Genomic DNA, 17,983 nt, shown 5'->3' with positions numbered 1-17,983 from the left:
CCTTTACCCAGGCAAGAGACCCTTCGCTGCGCTCGGGATGACAGCAGGCTTTTGATGCCCCCCGCTTACTCTTGACCAAAAGCTGGTTTACACTGCCCTGAATTTTTTGTCTCAGGGAATAGTTATGGTTGTTCAAGGTGAACCTCTCTCGCCAGTGGCGCGCTTTTTGTTGCTGACCGCTGCCTTTGTGATTGTGGTGGCGGGGATGAAACAGGCAGCTTCGCTGCTGGTGCCATTTTTGCTGTCGGTTTTTATCGCCATGTTGTGCTCGCCATTGCTCAGCTGGTTGCGAGCGCGCAGGGTGCCTTCCGGCGTTGCCATTTCGTTGATTATTCTCTCGGTGGTACTGGCGGGTATTGCCGTGGGTGCTGTGGTGGGTGGTGCAGTCAGGGACTTTAACAACGACTTGCCCCAGTATCAGTTGCGTTTGCAGGAAATGTCTTCCGGGCTGGTGGAGTGGCTGGTGGGAATGGGGGTGAACGCCGATCCCCAGCAGTTAAAAGAGGTGATTAATCCCGCCGTGGCCATGAAAATGGCGGGCAATGTGGTGGCGGGCTTTAGCGACACCATGGCCAACGCCTTTATGATTTTGCTGACGGTGATTTTTATCCTCGCCGAAGAAGCGGGCTTTGCCGCCAAACTGGTGCATGCCAGGGGTGGCAGTACCGGTGCTTTGGAAGCGCTGGAGCGTTTTAGCAAGGTGGTCAATAACTACATGGGTCTGAAAACCCTGATCAGCCTGGGCACCGGTTTGCTGGCTTATATCCTGTTGCTGATTATTGGTGTGGATTACGCGGTTATGTGGGCGATGTTGGCGTTTCTGCTTAACTTTGTGCCCACGGTGGGTTCCATTCTGGCGGCGCTGCCGCCGACTTTGCTGGCTCTGGTGCAGTTGGGGCCCTTCTCGGCGCTGTGGACGGCGGTGGGATATCTGGCTATTAACACCATTGTGGGCAATGGAATTGAGCCCAGAGTGATGGGCAAGGGGTTGAACCTGTCGGCCCTGGTGGTGTTTCTGTCATTGGTGTTCTGGGGCTGGGCGTTGGGAATGGTGGGCATGCTGCTGTCGATACCGCTTACCATTATGGTGAAGATTGCCTTGGAAAATAATGAATCTACCCGCTGGATTGGCCTGATGCTGGGGGCGGGGGATGAGGCCGAAGCCGAAGTAAAAAGTAGGGGGGATTAGCCGTAGGCGTAATCCACCGAAATACCACTTGCTTTAAGACGAGCAGCTTAAACTAAGTCCTTTTGCCCACTCTGGCGGCAGTTCGGCGTACTGTTCCATACCCGGATGTTCGTCAAATGGTGACGCCAGCAGGGTGATCAATCGGTCAATCTCCGAATAGTCCTGCTGATCTTCCGCCTTGCGTATGGCCACTTCCGCCATATGGTTTCGCAATATGTATTTCGGGTTGGCCCTTTTCATGGCGGCACAGCGCTGCGGTTGCGGCAGCGCTTGTTGTTGCAGCCGTTCGCGGTAACTTTGCGCCCAGCAGTAAAAGTCACCGGGGTTGTGGAACAGCTCGGCGATTTTTTCGTTTTTGCCATCGTTGTCAAAATTGCACAGACGCCGAAACAGCAGTGTGTAGTCAACGCGGTTGTTCGCCATAATATCGAGCAGGCTATCAATTAACTGGCCGTCATCGGCTAGCTGTTCTGCCAGCCCCAGCTTGGTAGCCATCAGTTCTGCCAGCGTATTCAAAAAAGTTGGTTGGTACTGTTGCAGCGCTTCGGTCAGCTGTTCGGAATCCAGCAGGCTGGAAAGGGCGTGGGTCAGAGCGTTGCAGTTCCACAGGCCGATAGCGGGCTGGCGGTTAAAGGCGTAGCGGCCGTGTTCGTCGGAGTGGTTGCAGACAAAATCCGGCTGGTAGTCGTCCATAAAACCAAAGGGGCCGTAGTCGATGGTGTCTCCGAGTATGGACATGTTGTCGGTATTCATTACCCCGTGGGTAAAACCCACCGCCTGCCAGTGGGCGATCATTTTGGCGGTGGCGCTGACGCTGCGTTGCAGAAAACGGTAATAGCCGTCTTTGCTTTCTTGCAGGTCCGGGTGGTGGCGTGAGATCACGTAATCGGTCAGCTGTTTTACCTGTTGGTGTTGGCCGGTGTAGTGGAAATATTCAAACGAGCCAAAGCGCACATGGCTGCGGGCCAGGCGGATCAAAACTGCCGCCGGTTCCACGGTTTCCCGTTGTACTTTATCGCTGCCGGTGGTGATAGACAGCCCGCGAGTGGTGTCAATGCCCAGCCCGTACATGGCTTCGCTGCACAGGTATTCGCGCACTGTGGAGCGCATCACCGCGCGGCCATCACCAAAGCGGGAGTAGGGGGTTTGGCCTGCTCCCTTGAGTTGCATTTCCCATTCACCCTGCGGCCCTTTTACGGTGCCCAGTGACAGGGCTCGGCCATCCCCCAGTTGCGGTACGTAAACCCCGAACTGGTGGCCGCTGTAGACAGTGGCCAGCGGTGGGCAGGGCTCGAAGTAGCTGTTGCCACTGGCCAGATGGAGAAATTCTTCGCTGGATAATTGTTGCGGGGACAGTTGCAGCAGTTCGGCCGCGCTGTGCGACTGGTGCACCAACACCGGGTTGTGTAACCCCTGGGGCCTGACTTGAGAATAAAAGGGCTCCCCCAACTGGTTCAGGGGTTGAGAAATATTGGCGGCGGCAAAAAGACTCATGGGGGCATTGTAGCCCCATGAGTCTAGGGTCTGTTAACGTTTCATATCCACCACTGCTGAGAGCGATTTTTGTGCTCAACAAGGCGTAAAGAGTGCCGTGTAGTCATTCTACATAAGCGATTTACAACGCAGTGGAGCGCAAAAATAGCCTCAGCCCTTCGGGTTGGGTCTGAAAAGGCGCCCCTCGTTGTTGCTCGTCGCTCATTTGGAATGACCAAATCACTCTCCTCGCGCCTAGATGGACGCCTTTTCAGTCCCAACAGAGGCGGATATGAAACGTTAACAGACCCTAGGGTTCAGTCAACCAAGGCGAATTTGAACGGAATTGACAGACTAAGAGTTTCGTCGGCGATTTCTTGTGGCAATGGTTTGTAAGGGGCCGCTTTCTTTACCGCGCGGATGGCGGCGCGGTCGAGGGTTTTGTAAGGGCTTTTTTGCGCTGCGGCTACGTTGAGTAGTTTGCCGTTGCGATCTACCTCAATATTCAGTCGCACCTGCCCCTGATAGCCCCGATCCAGGGCGCTGACGGGATATTTCAGGGATTTGTATATCTGTTGTTTGGCACTGCGGACATAGTCTTTCACCGCCAATGCGGAAGATACCGAGAATACCTCCTCGGGAGCCCCATCTGCTGTGGCCACTTCAGACTCGACGGCTTCTGGCGCGGTTCCCTCAAGTTCGGTTCCCGCAAGCCCGGTATCAGGTTCAGCAGGTGGCAAAACCGCCTGTTGATCAACAAACTGTTTGGCGGCGGCCAGGGCGATAGCGGCGGTGTCTGGTTCTGCGCCTGGTACCACTGTGGCGTGTGTGGGCAGGGCATCGTTTTCCAGGGTGCGCTCTTTTTCAGCTTCTGCTGCTGCCAGTGCAGCGGCTTTTGCGGCCGCTTGCTCTTTGGCTTTTTGTTCTGCCAGCAGCTGGGCCTCGTCGATCTCGGGCTCAGGCGGGGCAATCCATTCCTGGATTGCCTGAACACGGGCCTCTGGTGGCTGAATTTGCGCCAGTTGGTCTTGCAGGGCAATGGTGTCCACATCTACGCCCAGTATGGCATCGCGGAAGTCGGCGCTGGGGGGAGCCTTGCCGATCCAGGCGTTGGCGAACAGGTTGAACAGTTCGCCGGGCAGGTCGCCTGTCAGAGTGACTCCGTTCACTTGGTAAAAACAGCGGTCGCCCTTCATTTCTATGGCGACAATATCACCGGGCTCAAGGTCGCCTTTTTGTTGGTTGAATACCTCCACCAGAGGTTCTGCCAGAGCGTTGAAAGTTTTGTTGCTGTTGCTGATGGCAATGCTTTGCATCCACAGGTTGACCCAGCGGCGCTTGGAATAACGGCTGGTCAGGCGCATTTCCATGCGCTTGGCGGTGGTGGTGGAAATAATGCTTTCGTAATTATTACTGGGCAGTTCCAGATACAGCGCTGCCAGGAATTTATCATTGCCCAGGTCGCGATAACTGGAGGCCCCGTTGAGAATCAAGTTATCGGTGTTTGCCAGGCTGATACTGCTGCACAGCGAGATAACACCGGCTGCCAACAGCGTCAGTAAACGTGAAGTGCTCATTTTACCCTGCCCAAATAGTTATAAAGTATTGGATGTTGTTTTTATTTAATACAAAATTACCACTTTCGCAGGGATTTGCAGAACAAGTTATCTTCAAAAAGCGATCTGCGTTTGTTTGGTCTGTGACTTGGGTCACAAACCCAGGGGATGCAAGACGCGCTAACAATTTGTACTGCCAAAGAGAGTCTTGGCGTCATTGGCAGGGGCAGTTAGTATGCGGGTGACAGTGGCGTCATATTTAATCCTGAATCCGTAACTCCAGAGCGGCGCATAGCACAAGCTCTTGATTCCACAGCGGTTTGACTTTCTTAGCTGAGAATGTACCCACTTAACCGACGGGTGAAGCTAAGATTTTTCAATTCCACTGTGAAACCAATATCTTACGCTCTGCATCCACTCTGAAGTCACGGATTCAGGTTAATAACAACAATTATTTCCTCTTGCAGGAGAAGTATGAAAATTTTTAACGCGTCCGATGTTGAGGACACTGAGCTGCAACGCCGAATTGCCTCTTTGCATCTGTTTCGGGAAATTCGTGAACAGAACGAGGACCAGTATCAAGGCCTGCTGAAGCATTCCAGGGTACTGTTGTTCGAGCCCGGTGATATTGTCCTCAGCCCCGGTGGGCTGGATTGTTGGCTCTATTTTCTGGTGCGCGGTGAGCTGGAGGTATTGGCTCGCGATGAGTCCACATTGCTGACCGAACTGCACGCCGGAGAAATTTTTGGCGATATCGGCCAACTGACCCGCAAGCCTCGCGGAAATTACGTACGCGTCCCTGCAAATGGCCGATCAGTCACCGTGTTTGCGGTGGACTTTGATCAGCTGGGGGACCTGGATTATCACCAGGAAATTCATATTCCCACCAAGATCTGCCTCTACAAACAGTTGGTGCATGTGTTGCGTTGGCGCAACGACTGCTACCGCCACAAATTCCCCGACAACCAACTGGCCACCAAACCCTACGACAGCGCACCCAACCTGGGGCGCGAGGGTTCTATTGAACACCTCCATGGCCTGGCAGCTCAGGCGGCGAAACTGGCGGAGCGTTTGATTTATCTGAACTATGAACTGGGCGCTCTGACGGTTGAGGACAAGCCATTGGATATGGCGCTCGGCTGATTTTTATTCCAGAACAGTTATTCCAGAATACCTATTCCGTAATTGCCGCTATTGGTTTAGTATACCCTCGCAGTGCTGGCTTGGTGGCTGGCCTTTTCTTTAGGGATTTATTGTCGAGGGTTGTTCGGTGAGCAAGAATGTTCGTATTGCGCTGCTGGTGTTTCTGGCGACTCTGTTGTGGTTTGTAACAGGTATGTGGAAGGCGCCGCAGGTGGAGGAGAAGGCCGATACTGCAAATAATCAGCGCACTCTGGTTACCGCACAATGGTTTCAGACCCAACCCTATGCCAGCCGCTTCAGCGCCCGGGGGCGTACCGAACCCAATCGGGTAGTGGACTTGCGGGCAGAGGTGTCGGGTCGGGTGGTGGCGGTGCCAGCAGAACGCGGTCAGCAGGTGGCGGCTGGCGATGTGGTGTGTCGCCTGGCGGTGGAAGATCGCCAGCAGCGCCTGGACGAAGCCAGTGCCGCTCTTAAAGAGGCGCAATTGCGCCACCAGGGAGTTGCCAAACTCAAACAACAGGGGCTGCAATCGGAGCTCGCCATTGCCGAGGCCAAAAGTGGCCTGGAGCGCGCCCGCGCTGATTTGAAAAGACGCCAACTGGACTTGCAGAACATTGATATTCGCGCGCCTTTTGCCGGTATTGTGGAAACTCGCCCGGTGGAAATCGGTGATTTTATGAATCGCGGCGACAACTGCGGTCAATTGTTGGAAATCTCCCCTCTGAAAGTGGTGGCTCAGGTGTCTGAACAGCAGGTTCAGAAGATTTCACTGGGCAGTCCTGCGGAGGTAGAGCTGGTAGATGGCAGCCGGGCTAGTGGGGCGATTACCTATCTGGGGCAACAGGCGTCTGCTGCGACTCGCACTTATCGCATTGAAGCCACCATCAATAACGCTAACAGCCGTTTGCGGGCTGGACTGACCGCGCAATTCAATGTCTCGACCAGGGAATTATTGGCCCAGCGTATTCCCTCCAGCGTGCTTGGCTTGGGAGACAGTGGCGAAATCGGTGTGCGCCTGCTGGATGACAGTTATCGGGTGCAATTCCAGGAAGTTCAGATTGTCGGTGACGACAGTGACGGTGTTTGGGTGCTGGGCTTGCCCGACAGCGCTTTGCTGGTGACCGTGGGCCAGGAGTACGTCGCCAACGGTGAACAGGTGGAGGCAAAAGTGGTTGGCAGCGGTGCTGCTGATGAGGTGCTTACTGCGGAGTCGCCGGTGTTATGAAACTGCTCGACAAAGCCATCAGCCATTCCCGGGCGACCCTGTCCATACTGGCGTTTATTTTGATCGCCGGGCTTGCCTCACAGAAGATGATGACCCTGGAAGTGGCCCCCAACGTCAATGCGCCCTTTGTGATTGTCTCGGTGTTTCACGATGGCATATCCCCGGAAGATGCCGTGCGCCTGTTGATCAAGCCCATGGAAACCGAGCTCAAAGCCGTGGAAGGGATAAAGGAAATCAAAACTTACGGCAATGAGAGCCGAGCCACTGCAGTTATTGAGTTTGAGATCGAACGGGATTCCGACGCCGCCATTCAGGATGTGCGGGTGGCAGTGGATCGCGCGCAGGCGAAATTTCCCACGGACACCGAAGAACCCTTTGTGCAGGAGGCGTCTGCGTCCAAAGAGCCCACTCTGGTGATCACCTTTTCCGGCGATGGAGTGATGGAGCGAGATCTGTTTCAGATAGCCCGTCGCTATCAGGATAAAATTGAAGCCCTGCCCAGCGTGCTGGAAGCGAATCTCAGCGGCAGCCGGGAAGAAGTGGTAGAGGCGGTGATCGACCAGTCGCGGTTGGAGCGCTACAACCTGCGGGCGGAAGAACTTTACCAGACGGTGGTGGATAACAATCGCCTGATTCCCGCCGGTGAATACGACACCGCCAAGGGTCGTTTTGGGGTAAAAGTGCCCGCCTTGATTGAAACCCGGCAGGATGTTCACAACCTGCCACTGCGTTTTGATGAGCAGGGGGTGGTCACCCTGGGAGATATCGCGGAGGTGCGTCGTACTTTTAAAGACGCCTCGGGGTTTAGCCATATCAATGGCAAATCCACTATAGGTCTGGTGGTATCCAAGCGGGACAAATTCAACGAAATCGATACCGCCGAGGCAATCAAGGCGGTGATCGACGAAGGTCGTGACGCGCTGCCCGCCAGCGTGGATATTATCTACATGTTTGATCGCTCTGAATTCAGCTATCAGATGATCGCTGAATTGTCCGGCAATATCCTTACCGCCATGGCACTGGTATTGATTATTGTGGTTGCTGCCCTGGGGGTGCGCTCCGGGCTGTTGGTGGGCTTTGGCATCCCGTTCTCTCTGCTGGGCAGTGCCATCATCCTGCAATTGATTGGCTATTCCTTCAATTTTATGGTGGCTTTTGGTTTGCTGCTGGCGCTGGGTATGTTGATTGACGGCGCCATTGTGGTCGTGGAATACGCCGACCGTCAGCGCAGTCTGGGCAAGTCCATGAAAGAGTCTTACCTGGTTGCGGTGGGGCGTATGCGTCTGCCGGTAATGTCGTCCACCATCACCACCTTGCTGGTGTTTTTGCCGCTGATGCTGTGGCCCGGTACAACCGGAGAGTTTATGGGCTACTTGCCGGTGACCGTGTTTGCGGTGCTGGTTTGGTCGCTGATTTATGCACTGTTCTTTTCACCGGTACTGGGTACCCTGATCGGCCGTGCCCAGAAAACCCACCGTATCGTTGAGGCGCCACAGTCCGACAGCGCCTGGCCGCAAAAACTGACCCGTTTTGGCCAGGGTTACGCCAGCCTGGTGGGAGCCTTTGTTCGCCAGCCGGTTGCGGTGTTTGTGTCGGCCATAGCCCTGTTGTTCCTGGTGTTTATCATTTATGGGCAATTGGGGCGTGGCGCCATATTTTTTACCGAAACGGAAAACAACTACGGTATGGGTTCGGTTCGGGCCAAGGGCAATTTGTCGGTGGCAGAGCGTGAGGGATTAACGGCTCAAGTAGAGCGGATTCTGTTATCTATCCCCGAGATAAAAGCAGTGTACTCCGGCAGCAGTGGCATTGGGGTAGGGGATAACGGCAGCGCCCGTTATCGGGACGAGGTGGCTGAGATATTGATTGAGTTGGTGGACGCCACTGAGCGAGAGCGCAGTAGCCGCGAGGTCTTTGCTTCCATCCGCCAGGCCACCGCTAATATGCCCGGACTGTATTTTACCGCTGACCCGATAGAAGGGGGCCCTCCAACCGGTCGTGACCTGCAGCTGCAATTGGCCTCTGCGGACCAGGATAAACTGTTCGCCACAGCGCGGATGATCCGCCGCCATCTTGAAGAAAATGTCGAAGGTTTGCGAGATATAGAAGACACCACCCCACAACCCGGTATCGAGTGGGAAATCACCCTGGACCGTGCCCAGGCAGCCATGCACGGGGTGAATGTTGCCCTGGTTGGGCAGATGGTGCAGATGATCACCAATGGCGTGCTGCTGGGCAAATACCGCCCGGATGACGCCGAGGACGAAGTGGATATCCGGGTGCGTTACCCCAGCAGTGATCGCAACCTGTCGGCGTTAGACAATATACGCGTTACCACTTCGCAGGGTGCGGTTCCGGTGGCCAGTTTTGTCAAACTGGTGCCTCAGCAAAAGGTCGACAGTATTCAACGTATCGACCTGGAGCAGGTGGCTTTTGTGCGCGCCAATACGCTGGAAGGGGTGTTGGCAGACACTAAGGTAAAAGAGCTACAACAGTGGCTGAAAACAGTGGATATCGACCCCGCTGTGGGAATCAGCTTTCGCGGTGCCAATGAAGAACAGGCAGAATCGCTCCAGTTTCTTGCTACTGCGGGTATGCTGGCGCTGTTCCTGATGCTGATTATGATGGTGATGCAGTTCAACAGCTTTTATCAGGCGTTCCTGATTCTCTCGGCGGTGATCATGTCTACCGCCGGTGTGTTGTTGGGGCTGGTATTCAGCCAGCAGCCGTTCAGCATTATTATGACCGGCGTGGGCATTATTGCCCTGGCGGGGATTGTGGTGAACAACAATATTGTTTTGATCGACACCTATAACCACCTGCGCCGCGACCGCCCGGATATGAGCCCTTTTGAGGCGGCGCATCTGTCTGCGGTACTGCGCCTGCGGCCAGTGCTGCTTACCACAGTGACTACGGTGGTGGGTTTGATGCCCCTGGCCAATGGCTTCAGTGTGGACTTTTTGCAGCGCAGCGCCGGGTTTGGTGGCGCGGTAACGTCCTGGTGGACGCCTCTGGCCAGTGCCATTGTCGACGGCCTGGTGTTTTCCACCCTGCTGACCCTGTTGGTGACTCCGGCGTTGATTGTGATGCCATACCAGCTGAAACGCTGGTTTTGCAAAGGCGACAACAAGCCGCAGCCCTACAGCGGCAAGCCCGACGGCAACCACCCTGGCCTCGGTATTTCGTAGCGTTGGCTTGTAAGGATATTCGATTCAATGCCCCTGAAAATTATTTTTAGAGCCAGTTTTATCTTTTGGGCACTGCTGTCTGTGTGCGCCTCTGCTTATCTGCTGTTTACCCAGCCGGCCATCTACTGGCTTGGCCCTCTGGTGGCGGGGCTGGCACCCATGGTGAATCTGGTGTTCCCCTACGACAAACAGATTTCTGCTCATCACAAGGTAAAATTACCCAGAGTGTCGCTGTTGGTGATGCTCAGCGTGGCACTGGTGTTGCTGACTGTTCCCGAACGGGGTCTGGCGCTGTGGCTGACTCTGGGTTGTGTGGGGGGCTTTTTACTGGATACCTATTGGGCGCGGGAAAGCTATTAACCCGGTAACACGAAAGACGTCCTGCCTTTTGTATCGCGCGCTCAATAAAACCTGACGCACTGTCGCTTCGCTCCTCGCAATGACGGAGCAACAATAGTCCCTCATCGCGAGCGCAGCGCGGCGATCTCACCCAGTGTGGCAGAGTGCTCGGAGAATAAGCGGTGGCTGGATGGAGATTGCCGCGTCGCTCCGCCCCTCGCAATGACTGCTTGGGAGGTTGTCCAAGACTGTTAATCCGCAATCCTTGCCACCTTCTGTAAATCATCCGACAATAGCTGTAATTACATACAGTTATTTTCATGCGCAAAATCATCCATATCGACTGCGACTGTTTCTACGCATCTGTAGAAATGCGCGATGATCCTTCCTTGCGGGATCTGCCCATCGCTATTGGTGGCCAGTCTGACCGCCGTGGGGTTATCGCGACCTGTAATTATCCGGCCCGTGAATACGGCGTTCGCTCTGCCATGGCGTCCGCTCATGCACGCCGCCTGTGCCCCGGTTTGATTTTGATTCCACCGCACATGGATAAATATCGGCAGGCAGCCCAGCAGATTCGCAAGATATTTTTTTCCTATACGGAGCTGGTAGAACCGTTATCGCAGGACGAGGCGTTTTTGGATGTGTCCGATTGCCAGCAGTGTCGCGGCAGCGCCACTTTGATCGCTCAACAAATTCGCCAGCGTATTGTTGATGAAGTGGGCGTGACGGCATCCGCAGGTATTGCCCCCAACAAGTTTCTTGCCAAAATCGCCAGCGACTGGCACAAGCCCAATGGCCAATTGGTGATTACCCCGGACGAGGTGGCCGATTTTGTCCATCGCCTGCCGGTCAATAAAATTTTTGGGGTTGGCAAGGTGACGGCGAAAAAGCTGGAACGTATGGGGATTTTGACCTGTGCTGACCTTCAGCGGCACGATTTGACAACTCTGGTGGAGGCCTTCGGGGTATTTGGCCAGCGACTTCACCAACTCAGTCGCGGTGAAGACGAACGCCCGGTAAAACCCCATCGGCGCCGGAAGTCCCTGAGTGTGGAGCATACCTACGCCGCGGATTTGCCAGACACTAAAAGTTGTGTGAACAAGTTGCCGGAATTATTGGTTGAGCTGAAAGGGCGCTTGCGCCCTGTGGATGACAGTTATCAGGTGGTTCGCCAGTTCGTTAAAGTGAAGTTTAACGACTTTACAGTGACCACCCTGGAGCGAGCCAATGACCCCAAGCTGACACTGGACAGCTTTGCGGTGCTTTTACATGAAGCATTTGCACGGGGCAACCGCCCGGTGCGATTGCTGGGCATTGGCGTTCGCTTTGTGGATACGCAACCGGAGCGGGATTTTATTCAGCTGGACTTGCCTTTTGATGGCTAACTGATTGTTAACACCCCCTAAGGCATGGACTTCATAAACCAGGAGAACTTGTTGCGCCACCAGATAACCAGAGCCGGTGTGGAGGAGCCGATACCGGCATCGCACAATCTGGGGTGGCGGTTTACAACTTGATCAAGAACGGTTTCCTGTTCAGGTTTTGTGTCCACAAAAAACACATGTTGCCCGTCTTGCAGTTGCTTTTGGAAGCGCTTGAATTGTTTGTGGGGCTCCTGAATACCAAACAGGCCGCCTTCCCAGGTACAAAAACCCAGCACAATAATGGCCAGGAAAATAAAGGGTACCCAGGTTGTTTGCTCTGGCAGGTTTGAACTGTGGGCCAGCAACAACACCACAGTGGCGGCCAGCAGACCGATCACCGCGCCAATGATGGTGCCATTAACCACGTCTTTGCGCAGCACAGCTTCTACTTCATTGAGGTGTTCATGCTTTGCTACGTCGGCGTCATTCAGGCTCAGCACGTGAATCTGCGGAGTGGTAAACCCTTGCGCTTCAAGCTCCTGTTCAACATTTTCCAGATCATCCAGATCACTGCTTATGTAATAGTGTCTTTTCATCTGTAAATCCTCAGTCATTGATAGGCAATGCCAGCCATTGAAAAACCGAATCGAAAAAAGCGGCAAGCCTTTTTCAAGTATAGCAACTGTGTAGGCAATTGCTTGTTGGAGTGGTAGGCTCCATTTTTCTGACTGCCAATAAGGTAAAAAATTCGATGAAAGGGAAATTGACCGCCGTAGCGACATTATTTTTATTAGTGGTTTTTTGTGGAACCGCATGGAGTGCCAACGACAAAGCGTTGTTCTGGAAATTGCAAACAGAGGAGGCCACGGTTTATCTGTTTGGCTCTATTCACCTGGCGAACAGCAGTTTTTATCCGTTGCGTGAGGAGATTGAAAAGGCTTTTGCCAGCGCTGATGCACTGGCGGTTGAGGCAGATATTCTCAATGTCGATGCTGTTCAAGAGCAAAGGCTGTTGTTCAAATACGGCATGTACCCGGCGGGGGAGAAACTCACCGAGCATATTTCGGAAAAAACATTCAACGACCTTAAATCCTCGCTTTTAAAGCACAATTTGCCGTTGCCGGAAGCTATGTACACCCGTATGCGCCCCGGAACATTGATGGTAACCCTGGGCTACCTGGTGGCTGCGCAATCCGGCCTCAACCCTGGCGATGGCCTGGATGTGCATTTTCTCCGGCAGGCCACAGAAACGGGCAAACAAATTATTGAACTGGAAGGTTCAGAGCAGTTGATGGCGTTGCTGGCCTCCCTGGGGCCTGCCGATTTTCTGGTACAGGAAACCATCGAGCAGCTGGACATGGCCAGTGAAATGATGGCACCCATGGTCACTGCCTGGAAACAAGGGGATGAAAAGGCGCTGGAAAAAATTACCGTAGACAGCATGGATACTGGCAGTAAAGAGTCCAAAGCCCTTGTGGATGCCTTTTTGTACGAGCGTAATCGGGGAATGGCGGAGAAAATAAAAGGCTATGTCAAAAAAGGCGGCACTTACTTTGTGGTGGCGGGGGCCGCTCATTTTGTGGGCGAAAAGGGAGTGCCTGAATTGCTGAAAAAAGCCGGTTATTTCCTCGAAAGGCGCTGAACTGATTTTTTAATTATAGGGCACTTCTAAAAATAGTGATATTTTCGTGAGAGCAAGGCGGCGGCGCACGGAGACCCGCAGTGTATAAGTCATACATGAGGACTCGAGTACAACGCCAACGCCGCTATCGCGGAAATAGTGCATTTTTAGAAGTGCCCTTTACTGCTGGTTATGCAGCTTGAACCCCACGCCGGGAATGGTGTGCAGTAACTGCTGGTCAAACGGCTTGTCGATGGTTTTTCTCAAGGTATAAAGATGGCTGCGCAGTGCATCACTGTCCGGGGCGTCATCACCCCATACTTCCATTTCAATCTGTTCGCGGGTCACCACTTTGGGAGATTCGCGCATTAACAAACGCAGAATCTTTAGCCCGATGGGGGAGAGTTTCAGGTTTTCGCCCGAGCGACTCACCTGCATGGTTTGAGTGTTAAATTCCAGATTTCCGATGATCAGGGTACTGCTTTCCAGCTCACCCCGATGGCGTCGAATCAGTGCCTGAATACGGGCTTCCAGCTCTTTTAATTCAAAGGGTTTGACCAGGTAGTCGTCGGCGCCGCGATCAAAGCCGGTGAGTTTGTCGTCCAGGGTATCGCGAGCAGTGAGCATGATAATGGGCATGCCCAGCCCCAGCTGGTTGCGCAATTGGTGGCATACCTCATAGCCGTCGATGCCCGGCAGCATAATATCCAGCACCACCGCGTCGTAGTGATTGCTGGCCGCCAACTGCACCGCCAATGGGCCATTGGCGGCAAAATCCACGGTAAAACCGCCGGCTTCCAAAAAGTCGCCAATATTGGCGGCCAGGTCGCTGTGGTCTTCGACGATAAGGATGGTGGCAGAAGTCATAAGCAATAGGAAATTATTAGCGTCCCAGCCTTTTGATTTCTTTTGCACAGTGGCGGCGAATTTTACGGGGTACTTTTCGATCTTTGCTCAGAGTATCGATTTCAGTTTTGTAGGATTGGTAATCAATTTTGATAAGGGCTCGGCAATACCAGGCCATCTTGTCCGCGTGTTGGCCGCCTCGCTGTTCATAGGCACCTTCGGTGAGTTTGTTCATCAGGTGATTTAAAACAACTGGCTCTGCCTTCCCTACACGATACAGTTCTTCAGCACCATAGCGGTTGAGTTTTTCACTTCGGTTGGTGAGCAGATTCAAAAAGCGAGTGCTGATGGCGGACTGTGAAGGTTTATGTTTGCTCATATCCTGCATCACATCGTTGCGGTATCGATACCAGGATATTTTGCTGATCACATGTTTGGCGCGGTTTCTGGCTGCACGGGAGCGGCTTTCTGTTTGAATTTGGTAAAGGAAGCCGGAGTAGCGGCTGTCACCGGATGCTCCCAGTGCGCGTATCAGAGAGATGGTGGGGGGCACCAGAGAAGTGTCATTCGGGGTTTCTGTTTGTCTCAGGTGGTAGCCATTTAAAACACGCTCGACCGTCTCGAATAACCGCTTATGGCTAAGGCCGGATGCGCTGATCAAATCCGCTGTTCTGGTAATCGTTTGAGAGTCCCCAGATTCCAGTCCTTTGATATATGAATCTATTTCCTGTGCTGTTTCACTGCTGTTTGCAAACGCAGTGGATGCAAATACTGCGCTGAACAGCAGATAAATTATCCATCGATGCTTTGTGCTCATATTATTCTCCTTAACGTTTTTCAACGTATTCTTTGTCATTGCGAGGAGCCGAAGGCGACGCGGCAATCCCCATAAATACCACTCAGGTGTGATTGCTATTAACCCGGCAATAGAAAAGGCGTCCTGCCTTTTCTATTGTGCGCTCAATAAAACCTGACGCACTTGCGCGGAAGTGCTTGATTTTATTGAGCTCGCGCTGGCTGCGCCAGCGGCGGCACATCCCTGTGCCGCATTATTAAACGCAACCTATAAGGTTGCCGGTTTAATATTGCGCAATGAAAGGTAATTTTATAAGGCGGCAATCTCCGCCTTCTGTTGTTCCAGCTTGCCAATAGCCGTTTGCATATCCGCCATTTTAGCTTTTTCTTTTTCCACCACCGCAGCGGGGGCTTTATCGACAAAATTGGGGTTGTTCAATTTGCCTTCCACCCGTGCGAAATCTTTGCCAATTTTATCGATTTCTTTTTGCAGGCGGGCCAGCTCCGCGTCTTTGTCGATCAGCCCGGCCATGGGTACCAGAATTTCCAGTTCACCGGCCAGGGCAGTGGCGGACATGGGTTTTTGGTCGCCGGGGGTGAGCCAGGTAATGGTTTCCAGGTTGGCCAGTTTGGTGAGGAACTGGCGGTTGTCTTGCAGGCGGCGCTGGTCATCGCTGTTGCCGTTATTGAAACACACCGGCAGCAGTTTCGCTGGTGGAATGTTCATTTCACCGCGAATACTTCTGACGCCTTCAATCACTTGTTTCAGCCATTCGATATCCGCTTCGGCGGCTGCGTCCCGCTTGTTGTCGTCGGCGCTGGGGTAGGGCTGCAACATAATAGTGTCGCCGGTTTTGCCCGCCAGTACTTTGATGGCCTGCCAGATTTCTTCCGTGAGGTAGGGCATCAACGGGTGCATCAGGCGCATGATGGTTTCCAGTACACGTACCAGGGTGCGGCGGGTACCGCGCTTGGCTTCTGGTGATGCATTTTCATCCCAAAGAACGGGTTTGGAGAGCTCCAGATACCAATCGCAGTATTCGTTCCAGATAAAGTCGTAGAGCGTTTGGCTTGCCAGGTCGAAGCGGTACTGGTCGAAGTGGCGCGCGACTTCCGCTTCCACGGTTTGCAGTTTGCTGACAATCCAGCGATCGGCCAGCGACAGTTCAACCGCTTCACTGCACTTTCCATCTATAGAAAGTTGGCCGCAATCTTCTCCTTCGGCGTTCATCAGCACATAGCGAGAGGCGTTCCAGATTTTATTGGCAAAATTGCGGTAGCCTTCCAGACGTTTCATGTCCCAGTTTATGTCGCGACCGGTAGAGGCCAGCGCCGCCAGGGTAAAGCGCAGGGCATCGGTGCCGTGGGCGGCAATGCCTTCCGGGAATTCCTTCTCAGTGCGCTTTGCAATCTTCTCTGCCAGCTGCGGCTGCATCATGTTGCCGGTGCGCTTTGCTGTCAGGTCATCGAGGCCAATGCCGTCGATCATATCCAGCGGGTCGATCACGTTGCCCTTGGATTTGGACATTTTCTGGCCCTGGTCATCGCGAATCAGGCCAGTGACGTAAACGGTTTTGAACGGCACTTGCGCGCTGCCATCGTCGTTCTTCATAAAGTGCATGGTCATCATGATCATGCGCGCCACCCAGAAGAATATGATGTCGAAGCCGGTTACCAGTACATCGGTGGGATGGAATGTTTTCAGGCGCTCAAGAGTGGCGGTGTCATCGGCGGGCCAGCCGAGGGTGCCGAATGTCCACAGGGCGGAGCTGAACCAGGTATCCAGTACGTCGTCGTCCTGTTTCAAGGTGGTATCACCGAGGCTGTGTTTGCTGCGCACTTCCGCCTCGTCGCGGCCTACGTACACATTGCCCTGTTCGTCGTACCAGGCGGGAATGCGGTGGCCCCACCACAGCTGGCGGGACACGCACCAGTCCTGGATGTCGCGCATCCAGGCGAAGTACATGTTTTCGTAATTCTGCGGCACAAATTGGATGCGGCCATCTTCCACCGCTTCGATGGCGGGCTTGGCCAGGGTTTTGGCGTCCACGTACCACTGGTCGGTGAGCATGGGTTCGATCACTACGCCACCGCGGTCACCGTAGGGCACGGTCATGGGGTTTTCTTCGACGGCTTCCAGCAGGCCCATTGATTCAAAGTCGGCAACGATTTCCCGGCGGGCGGCAAAGCGTTCCATGCCTCGATACTTACTTGGCAAAGAGGTGCACAAATCCTGGTTTACTGTTCCGTCCGAATTAAAACACTGGGCGCTGTCGCGAATGTCGGCGTTAAAGGTGAGCACGTTGATCATCGGCAAGCCGTGGCGCTTGCCCACTTCGTTATCGTTAAAGTCGTGGGCCGGGGTGATTTTTACGCAACCGGTGCCTTTTTCCATGTCCGCGTGTTCGTCGCCCACAATGGGGATGCGGCGCTCAACCAATGGCAAAATAACCTGTTTGCCAATCAGGTCTTTGTAGCGGGGGTCTTGCGGGTTCACTGCCACGCCGGTATCGCCGAGCAGGGTTTCCGGGCGGGTGGTGGCAACCACCAGGTAATTTTTGCCATCGGCAGTGGTGGCACCGTCGGCTAGGGCGTAGCGCAGGTGCCACATTTTGCCTTTGACTTCCTTGTTTTCCACCTCCAGGTCAGAAATGGCGGTGTGCAGCTTCGGGTCCCAGTTCACCAGGCGCTTGCCGCGATACAGCAGGCCGTCCTGGTACAGCCGTACAAACACTTCCTGTACCGCTTTGGTAAAGCCCGGGTCCATGGTAAAGCGTTCGCTGTGCCAATCTACCGAGTTGCCGAGCCTGCGCATTTGCTGGGTAATAGCGCCGCCGGACTGTTCTTTCCACTCCCATATCTTGTCGATAAAAGCATCGCGCCCCAGGTCGAGGCGGCTTTTGCCTTCGGCGGCCAATTTGCGTTCTACCACCATTTGTGTGGCGATACCGGCGTGATCGGTACCCACTTGCCACAGACTGTTTTTGCCGTTCATGCGCTGGTAACGGGTCAGTGCATCCATAATGGTATGCTGGAAGGCGTGGCCCATATGCAGGTTGCCGGTAACGTTGGGGGGGGGGATCATTTGCGAAAATGATGGGCCGTTGCCGCTGGGGGCAAAGTAGCCGTTCTGTTCCCAGGTCTGGTACCAGTTTTGTTCGATGTCTTGGGGGCGGTAGTTTTTGTCCATTACAAATCCAATAGCCTGCCGCCGCTTTTTGAGCGGGCAGGGTGATAGCGG

Annotated in this window: 13 protein-coding genes; 7 read left to right on the top strand and 6 right to left on the bottom strand. The window is 54.0% G+C overall.

Translation table 11 applies throughout. The features are described from left to right. The first annotated feature begins 124 nt into the window (after positions 1 to 124). The gene (locus ACVBEJ_RS02250) at positions 125 to 1,189 is read left to right on the top strand and encodes an AI-2E family transporter (RefSeq protein WP_447127970.1); all 1,065 of its coding nucleotides are present in this window, start codon (positions 125 to 127) and stop codon (positions 1,187 to 1,189) included. 33 nt (positions 1,190 to 1,222) lie between these two features. Here ACVBEJ_RS02250 and ACVBEJ_RS02245 read toward each other — a convergent pair whose 3' ends face one another. Both ACVBEJ_RS02245 and ACVBEJ_RS02240 read right to left on the bottom strand, forming a co-directional pair. After that, complete coding sequence (locus ACVBEJ_RS02245; protein WP_447127969.1) at positions 1,223 to 2,683, bottom strand: protein adenylyltransferase SelO; 1,461 nt, start codon at positions 2,681 to 2,683, stop codon at positions 1,223 to 1,225. A gap of 296 nt (positions 2,684 to 2,979) precedes the next feature. Then, a complete protein-coding gene (locus ACVBEJ_RS02240; protein ID WP_447127968.1) occupies positions 2,980 to 4,239 on the bottom strand; it encodes a TonB family protein in 1,260 nt (419 codons plus the stop codon). Between the two features lie 453 nt (positions 4,240 to 4,692). On the opposite strand from ACVBEJ_RS02240, the gene ACVBEJ_RS02235 reads away from it, so the two are divergent. The 5 genes from ACVBEJ_RS02235 to dinB all read left to right on the top strand — a co-directional run bounded on the left by ACVBEJ_RS02235 (position 4,693) and on the right by dinB (position 11,501). After that, a complete protein-coding gene (locus tag ACVBEJ_RS02235) occupies positions 4,693 to 5,361 on the top strand; it encodes a cyclic nucleotide-binding domain-containing protein (RefSeq protein WP_447127967.1) in 669 nt (222 codons plus the stop codon). Positions 5,362 to 5,488: 127 nt separating this feature from the next. Further along, positions 5,489 to 6,586 carry an efflux RND transporter periplasmic adaptor subunit gene (locus ACVBEJ_RS02230; RefSeq protein WP_447127966.1) on the top strand — a complete coding sequence of 366 codons (1,098 nt, stop codon included), beginning with the start codon at positions 5,489 to 5,491 and terminating at the stop codon, positions 6,584 to 6,586. Continuing rightward, on the top strand, positions 6,583 to 9,774 hold the full coding sequence (locus ACVBEJ_RS02225; protein ID WP_447127965.1) for an efflux RND transporter permease subunit: 3,192 nt from the start codon (positions 6,583 to 6,585) through the stop codon (positions 9,772 to 9,774). The genes ACVBEJ_RS02230 and ACVBEJ_RS02225 overlap by 4 nt, the downstream gene beginning before the upstream one ends. Before the next feature lie 27 nt (positions 9,775 to 9,801). Then, positions 9,802 to 10,134, top strand: coding sequence for a hypothetical protein (locus ACVBEJ_RS02220; protein WP_447127964.1), 333 nt, complete (start codon positions 9,802 to 9,804; stop codon positions 10,132 to 10,134). Positions 10,135 to 10,433: 299 nt separating this feature from the next. After that, entirely contained in the window at positions 10,434 to 11,501 is a 1,068-nt protein-coding gene (gene dinB, locus ACVBEJ_RS02215; protein WP_447127963.1) for a DNA polymerase IV, read from the top strand. Positions 11,502 to 11,518: 17 nt separating this feature from the next. On the opposite strand, the gene ACVBEJ_RS02210 is transcribed toward dinB, so the two are convergent. After that, entirely contained in the window at positions 11,519 to 12,076 is a 558-nt protein-coding gene (locus ACVBEJ_RS02210) for an NAD/FAD-utilizing enzyme (RefSeq protein ID WP_447127962.1), read from the bottom strand. A 155-nt stretch (positions 12,077 to 12,231) separates the two neighbouring features. Between ACVBEJ_RS02210 and ACVBEJ_RS02205 the strand changes: the two genes are divergently transcribed. After that, positions 12,232 to 13,122, top strand: a complete 891-nt coding sequence (locus ACVBEJ_RS02205) for a TraB/GumN family protein (RefSeq protein WP_447127961.1) — start codon at positions 12,232 to 12,234, stop codon at positions 13,120 to 13,122. 159 nt (positions 13,123 to 13,281) lie between these two features. Here the strand turns inward: ACVBEJ_RS02205 and ACVBEJ_RS02200 are convergent, their stop codons facing one another. From ACVBEJ_RS02200 to ACVBEJ_RS02190, 3 genes are all read right to left on the bottom strand, one after another. Beyond that, positions 13,282 to 13,968 (bottom strand): response regulator transcription factor, encoded by a 687-nt coding sequence (locus ACVBEJ_RS02200; RefSeq protein WP_447127960.1) that lies wholly within the window; start codon positions 13,966 to 13,968, stop codon positions 13,282 to 13,284. 16 nt (positions 13,969 to 13,984) lie between these two features. After that, positions 13,985 to 14,830 carry a hypothetical protein gene (locus ACVBEJ_RS02195; protein WP_447127959.1) on the bottom strand — a complete coding sequence of 282 codons (846 nt, stop codon included), beginning with the start codon at positions 14,828 to 14,830 and terminating at the stop codon, positions 13,985 to 13,987. A gap of 222 nt (positions 14,831 to 15,052) precedes the next feature. Further along, complete coding sequence (locus ACVBEJ_RS02190; protein WP_447127958.1) at positions 15,053 to 17,932, bottom strand: valine--tRNA ligase; 2,880 nt, start codon at positions 17,930 to 17,932, stop codon at positions 15,053 to 15,055. Between the last annotated feature and the right edge of the window lie 51 nt (positions 17,933 to 17,983).

The organism is Porticoccus sp. GXU_MW_L64 (assembly GCF_052983295.1).
This window is presented reverse-complemented; position numbering and strand designations above follow the sequence as displayed.